Annotated in this window: 22 protein-coding genes; 7 read left to right on the top strand and 15 right to left on the bottom strand. The window is 53.4% G+C overall.

From position 1 onward, the window contains the following. Positions 1–24 precede the first annotated feature (24 nt). Positions 25–1,674 (top strand): phosphoethanolamine transferase EptA, encoded by a 1,650-nt coding sequence (gene eptA, locus Q7C21_RS03985; RefSeq protein ID WP_375150423.1) that lies wholly within the window; start codon positions 25–27, stop codon positions 1,672–1,674. A 565-nt stretch (positions 1,675–2,239) separates the two neighbouring features. Here eptA and Q7C21_RS03980 read toward each other — a convergent pair. Next, the gene (locus tag Q7C21_RS03980) at positions 2,240–2,809 is read right to left on the bottom strand and encodes a DUF4142 domain-containing protein (RefSeq protein WP_008924444.1); all 570 of its coding nucleotides are present in this window, start codon (positions 2,807–2,809) and stop codon (positions 2,240–2,242) included. A 112-nt stretch (positions 2,810–2,921) separates the two neighbouring features. Continuing rightward, on the bottom strand, positions 2,922–3,080 hold the full coding sequence (locus tag Q7C21_RS03975) for a general stress protein (RefSeq protein ID WP_375150422.1): 159 nt from the start codon (positions 3,078–3,080) through the stop codon (positions 2,922–2,924). Positions 3,081–3,462: 382 nt separating this feature from the next. Here Q7C21_RS03975 and Q7C21_RS03970 point away from each other — a divergent pair, with 382 nt between their 5' ends. Next, on the top strand, positions 3,463–3,972 hold the full coding sequence (locus Q7C21_RS03970; protein ID WP_039661775.1) for an anti-virulence regulator CigR family protein: 510 nt from the start codon (positions 3,463–3,465) through the stop codon (positions 3,970–3,972). A 242-nt stretch (positions 3,973–4,214) separates the two neighbouring features. Here the strand turns inward: Q7C21_RS03970 and Q7C21_RS03965 are convergent, their stop codons facing one another. Then, positions 4,215–5,294, bottom strand: a complete 1,080-nt coding sequence (locus tag Q7C21_RS03965) for a zinc-binding dehydrogenase (protein ID WP_375150421.1) — start codon at positions 5,292–5,294, stop codon at positions 4,215–4,217. 104 nt (positions 5,295–5,398) lie between these two features. Here Q7C21_RS03965 and Q7C21_RS03960 point away from each other — a divergent pair, with 104 nt between their 5' ends. Beyond that, positions 5,399–6,169, top strand: a complete 771-nt coding sequence (locus Q7C21_RS03960) for a helix-turn-helix transcriptional regulator (protein WP_375150420.1) — start codon at positions 5,399–5,401, stop codon at positions 6,167–6,169. 3 nt (positions 6,170–6,172) lie between these two features. Here the strand turns inward: Q7C21_RS03960 and Q7C21_RS03955 are convergent, their stop codons facing one another. Next, positions 6,173–6,742 (bottom strand): TetR/AcrR family transcriptional regulator, encoded by a 570-nt coding sequence (locus tag Q7C21_RS03955; protein ID WP_375150419.1) that lies wholly within the window; start codon positions 6,740–6,742, stop codon positions 6,173–6,175. Positions 6,743–6,878: 136 nt separating this feature from the next. Between Q7C21_RS03955 and Q7C21_RS03950 the strand changes: the two genes are divergently transcribed. Continuing rightward, a complete protein-coding gene (locus Q7C21_RS03950) occupies positions 6,879–7,586 on the top strand; it encodes a glutathione S-transferase (protein ID WP_312041126.1) in 708 nt (235 codons plus the stop codon). Positions 7,587–7,713: 127 nt separating this feature from the next. On the opposite strand, the gene Q7C21_RS03945 is transcribed toward Q7C21_RS03950, so the two are convergent. The 9 genes from Q7C21_RS03945 to Q7C21_RS03905 all read right to left on the bottom strand — a co-directional run bounded on the left by Q7C21_RS03945 (position 7,714) and on the right by Q7C21_RS03905 (position 14,644). Then, positions 7,714–8,493 (bottom strand): ABC transporter ATP-binding protein, encoded by a 780-nt coding sequence (locus Q7C21_RS03945; RefSeq protein WP_192377977.1) that lies wholly within the window; start codon positions 8,491–8,493, stop codon positions 7,714–7,716. After that, positions 8,490–9,176 carry an ABC transporter permease gene (locus tag Q7C21_RS03940; RefSeq protein ID WP_039661765.1) on the bottom strand — a complete coding sequence of 229 codons (687 nt, stop codon included), beginning with the start codon at positions 9,174–9,176 and terminating at the stop codon, positions 8,490–8,492. The genes Q7C21_RS03945 and Q7C21_RS03940 overlap by 4 nt, the downstream gene beginning before the upstream one ends. 9 nt (positions 9,177–9,185) lie before the next feature. Continuing rightward, the gene (locus Q7C21_RS03935) at positions 9,186–9,911 is read right to left on the bottom strand and encodes an ABC transporter permease subunit (RefSeq protein ID WP_312545038.1); all 726 of its coding nucleotides are present in this window, start codon (positions 9,909–9,911) and stop codon (positions 9,186–9,188) included. A 6-nt stretch (positions 9,912–9,917) separates the two neighbouring features. After that, on the bottom strand, positions 9,918–10,766 hold the full coding sequence (locus tag Q7C21_RS03930; RefSeq protein WP_375150418.1) for a transporter substrate-binding domain-containing protein: 849 nt from the start codon (positions 10,764–10,766) through the stop codon (positions 9,918–9,920). Between the two features lie 21 nt (positions 10,767–10,787). Beyond that, on the bottom strand, positions 10,788–11,975 hold the full coding sequence (locus tag Q7C21_RS03925) for a M20 family metallopeptidase (RefSeq protein ID WP_375150417.1): 1,188 nt from the start codon (positions 11,973–11,975) through the stop codon (positions 10,788–10,790). 240 nt (positions 11,976–12,215) lie between these two features. Continuing rightward, positions 12,216–12,647, bottom strand: coding sequence for an alpha/beta fold hydrolase (locus Q7C21_RS03920; RefSeq protein WP_375150416.1), 432 nt, complete (start codon positions 12,645–12,647; stop codon positions 12,216–12,218). Positions 12,648–12,832: 185 nt separating this feature from the next. Continuing rightward, on the bottom strand, positions 12,833–13,552 hold the full coding sequence (locus Q7C21_RS03915; RefSeq protein WP_375150415.1) for a DJ-1/PfpI family protein: 720 nt from the start codon (positions 13,550–13,552) through the stop codon (positions 12,833–12,835). Between the two features lie 103 nt (positions 13,553–13,655). Beyond that, a complete protein-coding gene (locus Q7C21_RS03910) occupies positions 13,656–13,979 on the bottom strand; it encodes an AzlD domain-containing protein (protein ID WP_003855852.1) in 324 nt (107 codons plus the stop codon). Next, entirely contained in the window at positions 13,976–14,644 is a 669-nt protein-coding gene (locus tag Q7C21_RS03905; RefSeq protein WP_003855851.1) for an AzlC family ABC transporter permease, read from the bottom strand. Before Q7C21_RS03905 ends, Q7C21_RS03910 begins: the two co-directional genes overlap by 4 nt. Before the next feature lie 111 nt (positions 14,645–14,755). On the opposite strand from Q7C21_RS03905, the gene Q7C21_RS03900 reads away from it, so the two are divergent. Further along, on the top strand, positions 14,756–15,304 hold the full coding sequence (locus Q7C21_RS03900) for a helix-turn-helix domain-containing protein (protein ID WP_003855850.1): 549 nt from the start codon (positions 14,756–14,758) through the stop codon (positions 15,302–15,304). Here Q7C21_RS03900 and Q7C21_RS03895 read toward each other — a convergent pair whose 3' ends face one another. After that, positions 15,305–15,643, bottom strand: coding sequence for an ASCH domain-containing protein (locus Q7C21_RS03895; protein WP_008924456.1), 339 nt, complete (start codon positions 15,641–15,643; stop codon positions 15,305–15,307). Between the two features lie 121 nt (positions 15,644–15,764). Here Q7C21_RS03895 and zigA point away from each other — a divergent pair, with 121 nt between their 5' ends. Together zigA and Q7C21_RS03885 are read left to right on the top strand one after the other, a co-directional pair. After that, positions 15,765–16,994, top strand: a complete 1,230-nt coding sequence (gene zigA / locus Q7C21_RS03890; protein WP_039661758.1) for a zinc metallochaperone GTPase ZigA — start codon at positions 15,765–15,767, stop codon at positions 16,992–16,994. Positions 16,995–17,087: 93 nt separating this feature from the next. Continuing rightward, complete coding sequence (locus tag Q7C21_RS03885; protein ID WP_008924458.1) at positions 17,088–18,266, top strand: FAD-binding oxidoreductase; 1,179 nt, start codon at positions 17,088–17,090, stop codon at positions 18,264–18,266. Positions 18,267–18,269: 3 nt separating this feature from the next. Here the strand turns inward: Q7C21_RS03885 and Q7C21_RS03880 are convergent, their stop codons facing one another. Then, on the bottom strand, positions 18,270–19,640 hold the full coding sequence (locus Q7C21_RS03880) for an aldehyde dehydrogenase family protein (protein WP_375150414.1): 1,371 nt from the start codon (positions 19,638–19,640) through the stop codon (positions 18,270–18,272). Between the last annotated feature and the right edge of the window lie 106 nt (positions 19,641–19,746).

Genomic DNA, 19,746 nt, shown 5'->3' with positions numbered 1-19,746 from the left:
TCTTCAAGGTTACGGAATACCTTTATGGCACGCTTCAGAATGAGTCAGCCTGTATTGCCCCGCATTACATTCATCCTGTTATTCTCACTCTATATTTCTGTTTTTCTCAATTTCGCCTTTTACCGCCAGGCTTACTCGCTTATAGAGATGAACGAGCTTAGCAAATATCTTTTTTTCCTCTCCATGCCAATCGTCGCTTTCTGCGTCATTAATATTGTGCTGACGCTTGCCTCATTTTTGTGGCTGGACAGGATAACCATTGCACTGTTTGTCATTGTCTCCGCTGCGGCTCAGTACTTTATTCAGCACTATGGCATCGTCCTTGATCGCTCGATGATCACCAATATGGTGGATACCACGCCAGCAGAAAGTATGGCGCTGCTGACACCAAAGATGATTGCGGTGATATTTTTTACCGGTATTTTTATGGCTGCTCTGGCCTTCTGGCCTGCGTTTAAAAAGTCGGTTCCGGTATGGAAAGGCGTGATTCAGCGCGCGGTGAGTCTGGTGATTTCTGTTGCACTGATAGCCATCATAGCCATGTTGTTTTATAAGGATTACGCCTCACTGTTTCGTAACAATCATGAGCTGGTGAAATCCCTGAGTCCGTCTAATTTCATTGCTGCCTCGCTCTCCTACTATAATCACCGCGAGCGGGCCAATCTTCCGCTGGTGAAAATAGGTGAAGATGCCCATCAACTTCCGGTCATGCTGGATGGCCCTAAAAAGAACCTGACGATTCTGGTGGTGGGTGAAACGTCTCGTGCCGCCAATTTTTCTCTGGGCGGTTATCAACGACCGACCAACCCCTTACTGGCGAAAGAGGACGTTGTCTATTTTCATGACTTCTCCTCCTGTGGCACCTCCACGGCGGTCTCCGTTCCCTGCATGTTCTCGAACATGCCACGCAGGCATTACGATGATGCCCTGGCCAGTCATCAGGAAGGATTGCTGGATGTGATTCAGCGTTCAGGTCTGAGTGTTCTATGGCATGAGAACGATGCGGGATGCAAAGGGGCGTGCGATCGCGTGCCTAATCAGGATATGACCGCGCTGAATCTTCCGGGAATGTGCATCAAAGGCGAGTGCTATGATGAGATTCTTTTCCATGGCCTGGAGGAGTATATCAACCAGCTTCAGGGCAGTGGCGTGATCGTGCTGCACACTATCAGCAGTCATGGCCCGACCTACAATCACCGTTATCCTCCGGAATTCGGCAAATTTAAACCCACCTGTGAAACTAATCAGATTCAGGAGTGTTCGCAGGAACAGTTGGTTAATACCTATGACAACACCATCCTGTATGCGGACTATATCGTCGATAAAGCGATTGAATTACTGAAAGCCCATCAGGAGAAGTTTACGACCAGTCTGGTTTACCTGTCTGATCACGGTGAGTCACTGGGTGAAAAAGGTGTTTATCTGCATGGCCTGCCCTATGCTATCGCGCCTGAAGTCCAGACCCGCGTGCCGCTGCTTATCTGGCTGTCGCCCGATTACCAGCAGCGTTATGCCGTGGACTACACATGTTTGAGCCATCAGGGTTCGACGCAAAAATACTCTCAGGACAATCTGTTTTCTACCATGCTGGGTATTACCGGCGTTCAGACTCGGGAGTATGTTGCGACGGACGATATACTGGCGACATGCAGGAATAAGCCTGGTGGAAAATAAAAATCATTAAGCCTCGTTTCGGGGCTTTATTCAGGCTGGATGTTAGCAGCGGAACCGGGCTAACCGGCCAGTTTATGGCGCGGTTGTTTTCGATAATATCCTGAGGAGAAGGTGCACTACCCAGCTTTGCGAAGCTGGCGTAAAGCAGTGGCAACCGGGCCTGACCTTCTCCCTCGTTGGTTACTACCTGAGTACGCAGCATAACGGATGCTTTCCCGGTCACAGCAGTAACAAGGCTGCTGACGCCATGATTCCGCGATCGGCACTGAGTACACGGGTTCAAAGCCGGTATCGTTGACCGGAGACATAGCAGTTTGCACCGCGTCATAATAATCTCCGGCTACTGAGTGCTGGCAGCGGAATGGCGTGAATGACGGCTTCCACGTCAGTGTCTGAGCGCATGCCACTTCATCATCCAGAGGTCACCTGAACGAGTCATATCCACTGCACGCCACAAAAATCGCTCTTCATGCGTGCTGTCGAAATCGGGATCCACGTAGATGTGAATCCGCTTAATTGATCCCGTAACAGCGCTGGCGGATAATTCGGAAACCGGGCAGCCCCGTTACATCGACATGTGCTGGGCGGACGTCAGATGCTGTTCTACAACAGGGGTGTGTGCATCGGCCAGCGCCTTCACATCGGGATCCTTTATCTTCGTCGCGTCACTTTTCAACGTCGCCAGCACCTTCTTATGGTCCATTACACCGGCATTTTCCATATACATTTTGTCAAAATTACCACCGCTCTGCTTTTCCAGTTTGTCGGCCATGGCCTTATGTTTAGCATCTGGTGCAGTAGGTAATGCCACCTCTTTTTGCTTAGCAACCGCCTGAACTTTTTTCAAGGCACTGCCATGATCTTCAACCATCTTCTGCGCAAAGGTTTTAACTTCTGCGCTTTGTGTCGTGTTCAGCGCAATTTTGGCGGCGGCAATTTCATTGATATTGGCCTGAGCCATATCCTTCAGTGCTTTTTCGTCACCAGGACTGAGCTTGTCATTCTTAATGGTCTGCGGTGTATTCCCACCCTGCGGGGCGCTTGTCTGCGTCTCAGCCTGCACGCTGGCAGTGCTGAAGAGAGCGACAACGGCTGATACAGCCAGCCATCCTTTATAGCTTTTATTAATTTTCATTTTGAACTCCTGAATATTATGGGGAGACCGGTATCAGAAAACTCAGCTCAGCCTGATAGTGAAATAAGTCAGGTATCAGTTCGCGCGTGAACTCGCGTATTGCTAAAGCCGTTCAGATTTTTAATACAGGAAATGGTAGCTGGCAATCACGGTAGAAAGAGATGAAACTTGCAGGTGCGAAGTGTCGGCCAGAGCCGCCTTTGCTTTCCGCTTCTTCAGTCCGCTGCGGGTTTTCCAGGAAATTACCTGATCCGCTTCGATGAATCGTCATCTTTTCTACCTCGCTTAAGGTGCCATATATTGCAGAGTTATTAAGCGTCGTAGTAATTTCAGGTAATCGCAAATATATACAGTGAATTGCAGCATTATAAAAATAATGAAAAGGCATTCCGCCTCGCTTAAAGCCGGATTTTTATCTATTACAAGCAAAGGCTTCAGCATGAAATTCATACAAAATATCAAAAAACGGTACAGCTTTTTAGGATTTTTTTTGAGACAATTCTTAAGATTGCTATGCGCTTGTCGACCGTTTAATGCTGGGTAATAATGAACAGGTGGAATAATAATGTGATGAGGTTGAACTCATGTCACCTCCTTACATCGCTTTTTAATGTCCTGGTTCAGAATATTGAATAATATTAAGGAAAGATAACATGATCAAATCTCGCGCTTTAAAAGCCGCATTTGCGGTGGTTATATCCTGTACCGTGCTTGCTGCACCAGTTTCTGCAAATCCGGGCAACGGCAACGGTGGTGGCGGTCAGGGTAATGGTAATAGCGGAACCCAGGGTAATAACGGCAAAAGCGGAGAGCACGGAAACAAGGGGCATGGTAATGCGGGTGCGAAAGACAAACATGGAAATCGTAAGAACCCTGGACGACCCGATCACGTCGGGTCAGATATCAACTACTCTCTTGCACGTAACCTTGCCGTCAATTATGGCCTTGTCGGCTATCAGTCTTTGCCGCCGGGAATAGCTAAAAAAGTTGCGCGGGGTAAACCTTTGCCGCCGGGTATCGCCAAAAAAACGTTGCCTCCATCAATGATAAATGAACTGCCCTATTATCCTGGCTACGAGTGGAGAGCCGTAGGAGATGACCTGGTGCTTATTGCTCTGAGCACCGCTATCGTAACCGCCGTCATCAATGGTGTCTTCGACTAACCACATTTTAGTGATTCAGTGTAATTAAGCCTGAACCTGACTGAATTTCCTGTTACTGTTATTTAGCTGCCATGGGTAGTCACGACTACGACTCTGTTATTTACCGGGATTCCCTGGCGCATTCAGTTGCGCAGAAATTATAAATCACTCGACATTTAATGGGGGTTAGTCCATGAGGCGTCGTTATTGAGCGTAAATGAATAGCGCAGCTAAAAGTAAGCAACAGGCTTTCTCTGAAACCGTTACGGGCGGATCACCGTCAGCTTAAAGGGACCGCTATTTTCAGCGGCATGCGTGATGGCGCGATTAATATCACTCAGTGCAAATTCCGTTACCGCGTAATGGCTGAGATCCAGTAATCCTGCCCGGATCAGCCCCACGAGCGTGTACACAGCCTGAGGTTCATACATCCACTGTCCTTTAATGGTGATGAGATTGCGCATGATCCACGGATAAGGCAGCGCCAGATCATCCCCACCCAGCATGCCGACGCCCCCCATCAGCACCGCGCGACCATAGGGCCTCACCGACATAATGGCATTGCGCGCCGCGGATGCCGGAGCTGAAGGCGGGAGCAAGTCCAGCACCGCATCAATGGGACCCTCCGCAGCACTTTTCATTGCAGAAATATCTTCATCAGCGACACCGCTGAGCGTGACGGTTTCAATCCGCGAGCCAAACCGTTTCCTGAGCTCCTGCAAAACCCGCGGGTTGCGTCCGGGCGCGATGACTTTACTGACTCCCATGGCGAGGGCAGCCAGCACGGCTGAACTGCCAAAATTACCGGTGGCCCCACTAACCAGTAAGTTCTCACCGGCTTTAAGTTCCATCGCCAGTAAACCACCATAGGCCACCAGTAACGTATTGATGGCGCACCATGCAGCGGCTTCAGCAGGATCGATATCACCCATTGCCACAGCATTTTCAGTGGGCACACGAATCTGTTCAGCGAAGCTGCCATTCAGATGGTATTGCTGGATTTTTTGTCCGCCTTCCCCCCGTGCACTCCAGCCCTGTAACACGATTTCAGGCGACTGCGCGTTATCTCTTGATCGGACGGTGGGATCGCAAAAAATCCAGTCACCCGGTTTAAGCCATGCAGCATCGGGCCCTGTTTCGCGCACCCGGCCAATGGCCCCACACCCAGGAATAACCGGTGGAGGTAAAAGATATCTTCTGGCGCCACTGAATACTTCGCTGGCGTAGGAAAGAACGGGAGCGGATACAACATCCACGATCACCTCCCCTGTTCCGAGGATCGGCGGCGGGACATCCTGAATGCTGAGTGGATTACCGAATGATTCGAGTACAGCTGCTTTCATAGTGTTACCTCTCCTCTGCTGTAGAGAACACGACTATAAAAGGGCTTAACGGTGGCGAAAATAGACTAGTTTTATAGGGGTATAAATCACGACCAGGTTAACTCATGCAGCCAAAAAGTGAATTAAGTCATTTCCTGCGTTCGCGCCGCGCCAGGATCAAGCCTGACAGCAGGGATTTAAGAACCCGTGAAAGGCGTCGCACGCCGGGATTACGGCGCGAAGAGGTCGCAGCAAGAATTGGCATCAGTACAGAATGGTATACAAAAATCGAACAGGGCCGGGTAGACACGCTCTCAGACCGGATCGTCAGCGCGCTGGGCCGGGCACTGGAGCTTGATAAGGTCGAGGTGCTGCATCTGCAGTCGCTTACTCGCCGGAAAACAGAGACTGAGAACGACGGCGTTATTCCGGAGGGCGTAATCAAACTGATTCGGAGCTTAGCCGAGCCCGCCTACGTCACTAACGCACACTGGGATGTGCTGATATGGAACAGCGCTGCTGCAGAGCTGATCACCGACTTCGGCCAGTTATCGGTCAAAGACAGGAACATCCTGATTTTCATGCTGACCACAGCTGAGGCCCGTGCCCTGTTCGGAGACACCTGGCATAAAGAAGCCCAAAGAATGCTGGGCCTGTTTCATGCTGACTACGATCGAAATGCGCACATCCCCGCATTTCCATCACTCATTAGCCGGCTTGAGCGCGAGTGTCAGGAATTCAGCGAATGGTGGAACGAGCATGTGATAGCTGCTCCCGTCTCCGGGACAAAATGCCTGACAGGCAAGGATGGCGTGAAGCGAAATTTCAGTTATTCCAGCTTCATGTCGAATGATGCGCCCTCGCTGAAGATGTCGATTTATGTGCCTGAAGGATAATGTTCATCGCGACAGCGGAATCAGGCCGGTCTCCTGATAGGTCATAATCAGGCTATCGAAAAGGTTAATATCCTGACGCGTGCGGGCAATTAATTGCGCACCGGCCACTGCGGTGTAGATCGCCAGTCCGCGCTGAGCATTTTTCCCGGTATTATCAGGTTCCTTTTCATTAAGGACCTGCGTCAGCCACTCAACGTTCGCCTCAACGAAACACTGCACCTCGCGCTTCACTTCCTCCGGCAGATCGTCATATTCCGCTGCCATAAAGCTGGAGAGACAGAGCCGGTTGGCATCTTCCAGCGACATACGGAAAATCTGCGGATAACGCTGCAGCGCCTCATCCGGTGACGCACTTTGTTCGCGGATGGTTTTTAAATTCTGCGCCGTGTCCTGACAGTATCGGTTAGCGACGGCGGCCCCCAGGTTGGCTTTGCTGGCGAAATGATAATAGATACTGGCATTCTTAATCCCCACCTCATCAGCGATGCTGCGAAAATTAATCCCGTTATAGCCATGATGCTGAGCAGCACTCTTTGCGGCTGCCAGAATAGCTTCACGTGCGTTGAGACTCATAATCCTGTTTTCCTTAAAGATGTGGAGTCCCATTGTAAAGAAAAAAACCTTACCTGCCAACTGGTAGACAGGGGTTGACAGAATAACCATTCACCGCCACAATCAATCTACCAATTGACAGGTAGGTAACTTAACCATGACTGATATCAACAATGCATCTGAAGCTTCTTCTCTCCCCTCGATGAAAATCTATGACTGGTATAATGGCCCTTATCCTGCACGGGTCAGAATTGCCCTGGCGGAAAAGGGATTACTTTCTCAGGTGGAATTTATCCCGATCAATCTGTGGAAAGGTGAGCATAAAAAGCCCGAATTTTTAGCCATAAACTACTCAGGAACCCTGCCAGTATTAGCGCTGAAAGATGGAACGCTGATCGCAGAGTGCACCGCGATTACGCAATATCTGGACGTGCTGGATGAAAACCCTGTTCTGACGGGCGTCACGCCGGTAGAAAAAGGCGTTATCCATATGATGACCAAACGGGCTGAAATCGAATTTCTTGATGCGGTCAGCGTCTATTTCCACCATGCCACCGCAGGATTAGGGCCAGAGGTTGAGCTCTATCAGAATGCGGAATGGGGTGAGAAGATGCGTGAAAAGGCCATCCGTGGCATGCACTATTTCGATGCCGTTTTACGCTCACAGCCTTATGTCGCGGGCAATACGTTTACAATGGCCGACATCGCCGTAACCGGCGGCATGATCTTCGCGGCTCTGGTGAACCTTGCTGTGCCAGACGAATGTACTGCTCTGAAAGCGTGGTATTCAAACATCCAGCACCGTCCCAGCTATCAGCAGTGGCAGGCACTGGTTGAAGCGGGCCGCCCTGTTTTCAATCCTTAATTTCAGGATATTGCGTTTACAGGCTCATCTGAATCACCCAGCCTGGCTGAAAAAAACCCCGGAAATGCTTCCGGGGTTTTCTGATTTTAAGACACGCGGCTTAGCGGTAATACGTTCCCCTGCTGCTCTAGCCTGCATTACGCTCAAAGTGGCTGTTCACGAAGGTTCGGCAGCGTGGCGAGATGGGGTCAAGGAACACCTGCTCCGGCGAACCGGACTCCTCAATCATGCCCTGATGCAGAAACACCGCTTTGTTCGAAACGTCACGCGCAAAACCCATTTCATGCGTCACGATAATCATGGTGCGTCCCTCTTCGGCCAGGCTGCGGATCACCCGTAACACCTCGCCCACCAGCTCCGGATCCAGCGCGGAGGTTGGTTCATCAAACAGGATTGCTTTTGGCTGCTGCGCCAGCGCCCGGGCAATTGCCACGCGCTGCTGCTGGCCGCCGGATAACTGGGACGGCCAGGCATCACGTTTTGCATAAAGTCCCACTTTATGCAGCAACGCTTCCGCCTCTTCAATCGCCTCTTTATGACTGCGCTTCTGCACATGAACCGGCGCTTCGATGATATTTTGCATCACGGTTTTATGCGGCCACAGGTTGAAGCTCTGAAACACAAAGCCGAGCTGCATCCGCATCAGCTTGATACGGCGGCGCTGCTCGCGACTTAGTTTTTCATCGGCGTTATCCAGCGTAACGTTTACCTCCCCGACCGCGATTTCGCCCGCCTGTGGCACTTCAAGAAACGGTATACAGCGCAACAGTGTACTTTTGCCCGACCCGCTCGCACCAATCAGCGAAATCACATCGCCATCCTGCGCGGTCAGGCTGATATCATGCAGCACTTCGTGTCCCGCATAACTCTTTCTGAGATGACTCAGCATGATGGTAGGTGCGGTCATGATCGTGCTCCAAAATAGTAAGGTGATAAGCGTCGTTCCAGCATCGAGACGCCTTTACTCACCAGCATAGTGAGTATCAGGTAGATCACCGCTGCGCTCAGGAATACTTCGAGGGCCCGGAAAGTGGAAGAGACGATGGAGTCGGCAATGCCGGTCATCTCCATCAGGCTGATGGTGCTGACCAGTGACGTTGCTTTGATCATCGAGATGATTTCATTGCTGTAAGCCGGTAGCGCCTGTCGAATCGCAATCGGTAAGGTGATGCGGGTAAAGATCTTATAGGACGACATGCCCGAGACTTTGGCAGCCTCCAGGGATTGCTGACTGACCGCGCGCAGCCCGCCACGCAGGATCTCCGAGGTGTACGCCGCATCGTTGAGGATCAGCGCCAGCAAACCACACCAGTAAGGATCGCGCAGCAGCGGCCAGAACAGGCTTTCACGCACCGCCGGTAAACTGCCGAGGCCGTAATAGACCATAAAAATCTGGATCAGCAGCGGCGTACCGCGAAATAGCCAGACGTAGAAACGACAGAAAAAACTGCCGACGCGCGTCATGCGCAGCAGATTAAGCAGCAGCGCCAGCACGCCCCCGCCCAGTAGCGAGAGCAGCGCCAGGTTGATAGTCAGCGGTAATCCTTTCAGCAACGCCACCAGCGTCTGCTGTAAAAACATCATATCCACGTGGACTCCTTACCCCTTCACGCGCTGTTGACCGCGCATCGCAAACTTTTCCACGTAGCGGAAAACCATATCGGAACAGGTGGTGATAATCAGGTAGATCACCGCACCCACGCTGTAGAAGAAAAAGGACATTTGGGTGGAGTTGGCTGCCGTGGAAACCTGATTCATGGTTTCGACCAGTCCGGTGACAGAGACCAGCGCCGACTCTTTGATAACAGATTGCCACTGGTTGCCCATGCCCGGCAGCGCAGTGCGTAACGCCTGCGGCACGATAATGCGTCGAAACATCATCAGCCGCCCCATGCCGGTTACCGTCGCGGCTTCCAGCGTACCGCCCGGAATGGCGTAGAACGCGCCGCGAAACACACCACTTTGATAGGCGCCGGAGATCAGCCCGATGGCGATCGCACCCGCGACAAAACCGTTCACATCGAACGGTCCCTGGAATCCCAGCGCGGTGCCCACGGTGGAAACGACCTGCCGTCCACCGAAGTAGAACAGATAGATCACCAGCAGTTCCGGCACGCCGCGAAACAGTGTGATGTAGCCTGCCGCCAGTCTCTGCTGCCAGCGCGAACCGGCGATCTGCATCCAGCAGAGCACGCTGCCCAGCACCGCACCCAGCAGCCAGGCGCAGAGCGATACGCTGACAGTGACGGCGGCGGCGCTAAGCAGCACGCCACCCCAGCCCTCATCCCCGAAACCCAGTATCTGCCAGTCAATATTCATCAGCATCAGTGGTTACGCTTTTGGCGCGACATCTTCGCCAAACCATTTCATCGACAGTTTGCTCAGCGTTCCGTCTTTGATCATCGAGTCCAGCGCCTGATTCAGCGCCTGCTGCAGTTCGCTGTTGCCTTTACGCAGACCAATGGCCGATCCCGCACCCAGCACGCCACCGGAGAAGCCATAGCCGCTGCTACTAATTGCATCAGCGTGTTTTTTCACAAAGGCGTTGAGGTTTGTACGTGAAGCCATGACGGCATCGACGCGGCCATTCATCAGGTCGGCGAAGGTTTCAGGACCGGCCTGATACGTGCGAATGGTGGCGACATCGCCCAGATATTTTTGCAGGAAGTCCGCCTGAATGGTGGCAACCTGTACCGCGATCGTTTTTCCTTTAAAGGTGGTTTTCAGATCGTCGATCGCTTTTTTCATGCCAGCGGCATCATCCGCCGTCACAACCGTGCCACTGCCTGGCAGCGTGGCCAGTGGGCTTTTTTTGGCGGTCACAAAACTTGAGACGCTGACGGTGTACTGATGGGTGAAATCGATCGCTTCAGCACGCTTTGGCGTCACAGTCACGGCGTCGACCACTGCATCATATTTACCGTCGATCAGGCCAGGAATCATGCCCGACCATTTCTGCGCGATGATTTCATATTTAAAGCCTGCACGCTTTGCCAGTTCCGCCACCATATCCGGTTCATAGCCCACGATTTTACCGCTCGGCGTAGTCTGGTTAAACGGAGGATAGGCCGCTTCGGTAGCAAACTTCAGTGTGCCGAAATCTTTCGCCTGGCTGAATGCGGAAGTGGCGAGCAGTGCCACGGTCAGAGAAGCCGTGAACAGACGGTTGCGCATCATCATAGAAACCTCATTTATTTATTATTAAGAGAGCAAATCAATTGCAAGGCGGGTCAGCGCCTGCGTCCCGGCGGTAATGCTTCGTTCATCAGGCTGATAATCGGAATTATGCAGATGATCGTCCCGGCCTGGCGTGGCCGAACCAATATGGATCTGGCAACCCGGAACCCGTTCGGTGAACAGTGAAAAATCTTCGGCGCCAAAGCTGGCGCTGGGCTGCGCGATGATCGCTTTATCAAACTGATGCGACAGAATCTCTTCCAGTGAATCAATCAGGCGATCGTCATTCATTAATGGCGGTACACCACGCTGGAAGTTAACCTCCACGCGCACGTTCTGTGCCAGCGCCACCCCTTCGCACATCCGCTTAAATGAGGCTTCCATGGCAGCACGCACTTCTGGCGATTTGGTGCGGATGGTGCCCTGGAACAGACAGCTGTCAGGAATAATATTGTGGGTAGTCCCACCCTGAATGTGCCCAATAGTCAGGACGGCAGAGTGTGCAGGATCGCGTTCACGAGAAATGATGGTCTGCAACTGGGTGATAAGATGCACGGTGGCGAGTATTGGATCGGTGCCCATGTGCGGACGTGCCGCGTGTGTGGATACGCCGTGTACCGTGACATCGAATTCGTCGCTGGAGGCGGTGCTGGCACCGCGTGTCAGGGCAACTTCCCCCGCCGCCAGTTCAGGCTTGTTATGCAAAGTGACAGCCCAGTCGATGCCCTCCGCTACGCCGTCCGCGATCATCGCTTCAGCACCACTTTCGGGTGTTTCTTCTGCAGGCTGGAAAATCAGCCGGACGCGCCCTTTAAGCTGCTGACGATAGCGTGGTAATAACGTTGCCACACCCAGCATCGTCGCAGTGTGAATATCGTGACCGCAGGCGTGCATTTTACCAGGATAGCGGCTGGCAAAAGGTAAACCGGTCTGTTCCTGGATTGGCAGCGCGTCCATGTCGGCGCGCAACAGCAATGTTTTGCCCGGCTCTGCACCGTCGATATCCACCACCACACCGCTGCGACCTACACCGGTGCGGGGATGAAGTCCCAGCGCCTGCAGATAGTCGGTGACCAGACTGGCTGTGCGCAGCGTATCAAAGCCTAATTCAGGATGCGCATGGATATCACGTCGAATCGCCACTAATTGCGATTCCAGTTCATAAACTCCGGCTTTAATTTCTCCGGCCAGTCGTGCCTTTTCCTGATTCATCGCAGCCCCGGCAATATGCTATCGGCAGTCTGCTGCCGACGGTTTTATTTAACTCATCCTGAAGGTGGATGATAATGACGGTTTATTTATTCACAGCACGACTCAGAAAGCAACGCGGAATAACCCACAGTTAGTGATTTAAAATCAATAAGATAGACATATTTACTGGAAAGGCGTATGAGATAGCAGCGGATCAGCAAGAATATTAATAATCCGCTGCACACTATTACTTTCCCTTATTTACAGAGGCGTTAATTCGCATTTATTCGTGGTGTGAGTAAAAAAGTTTGCCAGTATTTCCGCTAATTTCATCGGTTGTTCGTCAGGAATAAAATGACCACAGTTAAGGATAATTTGACTGCTAACCTGGTGCGCAACGGCGCGTAACGGTGTCGCCATATCAGGAATCGATCCCTGATCGGCGGTAATTGCCAGCAGTGGTACAGCCAGTTTACCTTTTCGCGCACGCTGGCGATTCGGCTCTGCCGACTGCGCAAAGGCCCGGTAAAAAGCCAACCCAGCCCGCAATGCGCCGGGTTGCTGAAAAACACGCAGATATTCATGACGGGCCGCCGCATCGATGCGATGTGGATTGGCTGACTTACGGTTAAAAAACCAGTCGGGATAGATCGCTTCTCTGCCGGTAATCAGTGCTTCCTGTAAATCATCCACGCAGTGAAAACCGAAATGCCAGGTTTTCCAGGCGCTTATGGTGCAGCTTATCTTTACTGAAGAAACCGGGTGATGGGACAGTGCTGATTAACTTGCAGACCGCCGCGATCCACATCCCGACGCCGGGCGATAAATTACGGGTTATCGCCCTGACATTGCTCCTTTCGATGTCACTCTTACTGCTGCTATTGCGTATTCCCGGCATCCGGGAGCTGATCAGCCTGTAGTCGCTGTGCGGCAAGCCTGGTTGCGGCCCGGCGCGTAGCAATAAACGCCGCCATCTTCGCCTTTGCCTGCTCGACTTCCTGTGGCGGTGCGGTCTTAGGGGAACCGCTGGTGAATGGCGGTTGTGGATCATATTCCATCTGTAGCTGAACCGCTTTCGCCACTGCGTCACCTGCGATTTCTGCCACCAGCGTCAGGGCAAAATCGATGCCCGAGGTCACACCTGCCCCGCTGATGCGATTACGGTCACGCACCACCCGCTGACTGACCGGATCCGCACCCAGCAAGGCCAGCTGATCGATGGAACTCCAGTGCGAGGTCGCGCGATATCCTTTAAGCAATCCGGCAGCTCCCAGCACCAGCGACCCGGTACAGACCGATGTAATCCACTGTGCCTGAGTGGCCTGCTTTTGAAGGAACTTCAGCGTAACGTCATCTGACATCAGGGCGATTTGACCCGGTCCGTCGGGCACACAGATCACATCCAGTTGCGGGCATGTATCAAACGTCATGGTGGGCAATACAGACAGGCCTCGATCGGAACGCACTGGCTGTAGATCTTTCCAGACCAGATGACAACTGGTGTCGGGCGTGCGCGCAAACACCTCCCAGGGACCGGTTAGATCGAGTTGTGTGACATCAGGAAAGAGTAAAAGGCCAATCTGTAACGGACGATTCATAGGTGAACTCCGATCAGGTGATAAACCCTCATCATGCCGTTATGCCCATGCAGATAGCAATCCTGGACGGGACGCAGTTAAGCAGCCACAGGACAAATCAGCATCAGGATACGCCAAGGAAACGTAACAGCGCCGTCATCACCGCCGCCCCCAGAATAATCACAATCAGCGGAGCCCGACGCCACGCCAGTAATAGCGCAAAGCCTACGCCAGCCACACGAGCCACACCGGCAAAATGGTGCCCCTCAAACAACGTGGTGGTCGCAGCTACCGCCAGCAGCAAGACAGTGGCAGCGTCAGAGAGTATCTGCTGGGTGCGCTCGCTGACAGGCAGACGGTTTCCCAGCCTGACGCCTGCGAAACGCATCAGATACGTCCCTGCGGCCAGCATAGCAATGCCGGCAATGATCATTCCCTGATGCGTCATTTGCGCGATCTCCATGTCAGCAGGCCCAGCAGTGAGAACAACACCGGCATGCCCGCCGGAACCAGTGGCGTCGCCAGCAGCGAGAGTAACGCCCCGACAGTGGCAGGGATCCGGGTTCGTCGCTGTCGCAGCGCGGGAAAAATGAGGGCAATCAGAATGGCCGGGAATACCGCATCCAGCCCAATCACCGAGACATCAGGAATAAACTGCCCTATCGCCGCGCCGGTCATCACGCTGACAGGCCAGATAAAGCCGATGCCGATGCCGCACAGCCAGTAAGCGCTACGACGCTGAGCCAGTTGAGGCTGAGAGATTCCGAATACCACGCTTTCATCGTTCATGATGTGACAGCCAAACCAACCCCGCGGGCCCGTTCCTACCAGATCTTTTACCGCAATACCAAACGGCAGATGACGCGCGTTCACCAGTAAGCCCGCAGCGGCGGCGGTAAAGGGGCTGCCGCCACCGGCCACAATGCCAATAAACAGAAACTCTGACGCCCCCGCCAGCACCAGCGTTGAGAGCGCCAGTGGCACCCAGAGCGGAAATCCGTCGGCGGAGGCCAGCGAGCCATAAGATAAACCGACGATCCCATCAGCCAGGCAGACCAGGAAAATCGCTTTAATTACCCCTTTGTCCAGCAACTGCATTTGCGGAAAACGCATCACTCTGTCTCATAATGAACGTATAATCCGATATAATGAACATCGCCACGGCGATTTACAAGATGAACGTTATGTTCGATATAAAAAACACTTTGAGTTTCGGGAGTGCATTTGAATACCCCTATCAGCATTATTGCTAACGCTTTAGTGCGTGAACGTCAGCGAGCAGGTCTGTCACTGGCTGAAGTAGCACGCCGCGCAGGGATCGCCAAATCTACGCTGTCACAACTGGAAGCGGGAAATGGTAATCCGGGCATTGAGACGCTGTGGTCGTTGTGCGTGACGCTGAATATTCCCTTTTCTCGTCTGCTGGAACCTGATGCACGTCGCCTGCAGGTGATACGACGTGGAGAAGGTCTGTCGGTTACCGCCGATCTGGCCGATTATCAGGCCGTTTTGCTGGCATCCTGCCCACCCGGCGTGCGGCGTGATATTTATCTGCTGGAGGTCCAGCCGGGGAGCGAACGCATTTCACAGCCTCACATCCCCAATACCATTGAGCATATTATTATTGCCAAAGGGCGTGCGCTGGTTGGTCCGGTAGAGAGTGCTGTGGAGCTTGATGTGGGTGATTACATTACCTATCCGGGCGATGAGCTCCATATCTTCCGGGCACTGGAAGCCGATACGCTGGCACTGCTGGTCATTGAGCACAGTTAATTAGCGTTCGGCGAGCTTTACCTGAGTTTCGGCGGGCGTGAGGTGTGTGATCAGCTGCACCTCACTGCTCAGACTGATCTCTGGATAGTGTTCGCGCATCCCCGCCAGCAGCACCGCATCCGGCCATTCAGCCTCCTTCCCCAGCCGTGCGGCGATGTGATTCAGGCGCATCGTTTCGATCCTCGTCACCCATACAATTACCGTGTCGGTTGCATCCTCCTGATTGACCAGTTTCAGTGGACCGGTGACGACATCACCTTCCTGCCAGCGTATCGTTGAGGTTTTCACGCCGCTTCTGACGTCCGGTACAAGACGCGGCACCAGAGTGAGTGTTTGCATCACTTCTCCTTCTTTTTAACTATTTTCATTATCAAACAGGGGAACAGAAATCGCGATTGAAAAGAGGCTGATTAATGTTATGTTATAACATATATATTAATCACTACTGACAGGTAACACTATGCCACTCTCCCTCCTGACATCCGAGGATCCCCGACTGCCGGTTACCGTTCTCTCTGGCTTTCTCGGTGCCGGTAAAACCACCCTGCTCAACCATATTCTTAATAACCGCGAAGGACGGCGGATTGCGGTCATCGTCAATGATATGTCTGAAATTAATATCGACGCTGCGCTGGTGCGCGACGGCGGCGCACAGCTGTCACGTACCGATGAAAAGCTGGTTGAAATGAGTAACGGCTGCATCTGCTGCACGCTGCGAGAAGACCTGCTGCTGGAGGTGAAACGTCTGGCGCAGGCCGGTCGCTTCGATCATCTGGTAATTGAGTCTACCGGGATCTCTGAACCGCTGCCGGTTGCTGAAACCTTTACGTTTGAAGATGAAGAAGGTGAAAGTCTGTCGGCTTATGCGCGTCTGGATAGCATGGTTACCGTGGTAGATGGCTTCAATTTTCTGCGAGATTATCGTTCAGTCGATGATCTTCAGTCCCGCGGCGAGTCACTGGGCGAGGAGGATACGCGTTCTGTGGTTGATTTACTGGTAGATCAGATTGAGTTCTGTGATTTGCTGGTACTGAACAAAACGGATCTGCTCAGCCAGACGCAATTGCATGAACTGCAGGGCATGCTGCGTGCGCTCAATCCAGATGCCCTTATTGTGAACAGTGAGTTTGGCCAGGTTCCGCTCGATTGCCTGCTCAATACCCGTCGCTTTAATTTTGATCGTGCAGCACAGGCACCAGGCTGGTTGCAGACTCTGCGCGGTGAGCATCAACCGGAATCGGAGGAGTATGGCATTCGCAGTTTTGTCTATCGCGCCCGCCGTCCGTTCCATCCGCTGCGTTTCTGGGAAGTTGTTAATCACCAGCTTGACGGTGTTATCCGTTCTAAGGGCTACTTCTGGCTCGCCAGCCGGCCTGACTATGCTGCGATGTGGTCGCAGGCGGGCGCTGTGGCTCGTCAGGGTTATGCCGGGCGCTGGTGGGTAAGTGTGCCGCGGATGGACTGGCCACAGGATGCGGATACTCTCAATTTCATCGCTGAACACTGGCAGGAAGGTACTGGCGATGCGCGCCAGGAGCTGGTTTTTATCGGCATTGAAATGGATGAAAAGCGCATTCTTTCCGCGCTCGACCACGCACTGCTGACACCCTATGAGATGGCTGCGGGCCCTGAGCAGTGGATCAATCTGCCCGATCCTGTGCCTGACTGGTTTGATGAAGCCACTATCTGAAGCTGCGGTTGACGTCCTTTGTCGACTTCGCAATAGTGAAACGACCCGGCGGGAAGCAGTTTTCCACTCATCCCTGTTCAGGAGAGACCAGATATGCCACAACGTATTGCCGTAATCGGTGCAGGCGTGCTGGGTTTAGCCGTCGCGCAATCATTGTCGCGACGGGGCGCGCAGGTCACCGTCTTCGATAAAAACTATCCTGGCAGCGGAACCAGTCAAATCAGCTATGCCTGGGTTAATGCCAACGGCAAGGAACCCACCAGCTACCATGATCTGAATGCCCATGCGATAGAAGAGCACAAGCGCTGGCAGGCCAGTCATCCTGCATCACCCCAATGGCTGCTGGAAACCGGCACGCTGGAGTGGGCAGCCGATCAATCGTCCCTGTGCCAGCTGGCGCGACGCGCAGCAAAGCTCACAACGCTTGATTATCCCGTTGAAAAACGTAGCCGCGCCGCACTTCTGGATGCTCTGCCCGCGTTGCGGCTCGATCCCCGCATTCAGCACGCATGGTTTTTCCCGTCGGAGTGCCTGCTCTATCCGAGCTTGTTTATCGCCTCTCTGCTGGCGGACCTGCGCGCCAGTGGCGGACAGCTGGTCTGCAACAATGAAGTGACAACGCTGACTGAAACAAATCGGGATGTGCATCTGACACTGGCCAGTGGTGATGAATGGCGTGGCGATCAGCTGGTACTGGCGACTGGCCGCTGGGCACCGGAACTCATGAGTCAATGTGGGCTTGAACTGGCGATGACCGATGCAAATCGCGCCGATCCTGTTGCCTGTAGTTTTCTGGCGCAGACGCAGCCTCTGCCGATCCCACTTAAATGCAATTTGATAACCCCGGAACTGAATGTACGGCCGGATGGCGGCGGCCGCCTGATGCTGCAGGCGCTGGATCTGGATCAGCATGCCGATCCGGCACGGCCGGTCTCGCCGGATGGACTGATCGGTAAAGAGATGCTGCGCCGATTACGTCGGCTGTTTAGAAACGCGGAAGGTGCGAGAATTGAGCGGATTGAAACAGGACAGCGGTCGCGTCCGGCTGATGGCTTACCGGCAACAGGCTACATCAGCGCGTCAGCACGCGTTTATCTGATGGTCAGCCATAGCGGAATGACCCTTGCCCCGTTGCTGGGCAGGCTGGTGGCTGAGGAGATGCTGAGCGGCACAGCGTCACCGATGCTGAGTGCGTTTGCACCGGATCGGTTGCTGCGTCCGCTCAGTGCGGTCGCTAAAGCAGCGCCCGCTTATCTTCCATCGGCGCAGTAAGAACTAGCGGCGGTTTTTCCACACGGTCTGCACGTTACAGAATTCGTGCACACCAAAGTGCGACAGCTCACGGCCGTAGCCGCTTTTCTTCACGCCACCGATGGTAACGCGCGGATCGGACGCGCCGTTGCCATTGATAAACACCGCACCAACCTCCAGCTGCCGCGCCAGTTGATCGGCAATCTCTTCGTTACCGCTCCAGACGGTTGCACTGAGGCCAAACTCACTGTCATTGGCGATCTCCAGTGCATGTTGAGGATCCCGTGCCACAGCAATGGCTGCAACCGGGCCAAACAGCTCCTGTCTGAATGCGGTCATGTTACTGGTGACATCTGCGAGAATGGTCGGCGCATAGTAGTTACCCTGCCCTGCTACTTTTTCACCACCCAGCACCAGACGTGCGCCTTCGCTCAGTGTCGCTTTAACCTGTCCATCCAGTTCGTCACGCAGATCGGCGCGAGCCATTGGGCCCAGGAAGGTGTTTTCATCCAGAGGATCGCCCATGGTGAGCGCCTGAACCGCGGCCGTGAAACGCTTTTCAAACTCTTCTGCAATTGGCGCTTCAATAATAAAGCGTTTAGCGGCCATGCAGACCTGCCCGGTATTCTGGAAACGCCCAATGACAGCAGATTTAACCGCTTCATCAAGATCGGCATCTGCCAGCACGATAAAGGGATCGGATCCGCCCAATTCCAGCACGGTTTTCTTCAATGCTGCACCTGCCTGTGCGGCGATGGCTGCGCCAGCCCGTACGCTGCCGGTTACGGCGACGGCAGCAATACGATCATCTTTGATGGCGACTGAGACACAGTCGTTGTCGACGTTGACCAGGTTGAAGCCACCCGCTGGCAGATCGGTTGCGCTGAACAGCTCAGCCATCAGTGTGGCGCTGCCCATGACGTTAGGCGCGTGTTTCAGCAGATAGGTGTTACCTGCCAGCAACATGCTCACTGCGCCTCGCAGAACCTGCCACAGTGGGAAATTCCATGGCATCACCGCCAGGATCACCCCGATGGGACGGAATCGTTGCCATGCATCAGCAATCTGGGTGGGCTGGTCGGCCAGCATTGCAGGGCCATGCTCAGCATACCAGTCGCATAAGTTGGCGCATTTAAGGACTTCAGCGCGTGCCTGCGAAATGGGTTTTCCCATCTCCGTTGTGATCATACGGGAAAGATCAGGCTCTCGCAGACGCAGTTGCTCACCAAGCTGGCGTAATACGCGAACCCGATCGGTCATGCTGCTGTGTTTCCATGTGGCAAAAGCTGATGCGCTGGTTTCAAGCGTCTGCTCCAGCTCTGCCGGGTTTTGCAGTGGATAGCGTGCCAGAATTTCACCAGTTGCGGGGTTACGTGATAGGGCATGTTCAGTCATGGTGCCGTTTTCCTCATTCTGTCAGTGATGGAGAGACGATACGCGCTGTAGTTGATGATGAAAAATGAATAATAGTGAGGAAGTTGTTTATTATATGAGAATCTGG

Origin of the sequence: Pantoea sp. ANP04, from assembly GCF_041982285.1 — a bacterium.
Classification (GTDB): domain Bacteria; phylum Pseudomonadota; class Gammaproteobacteria; order Enterobacterales; family Enterobacteriaceae; genus Pantoea; species Pantoea eucalypti.
The sequence above is the reverse complement of the archived record's forward strand: the minus strand, read 5'-3'. Positions and strand labels throughout refer to the sequence as shown.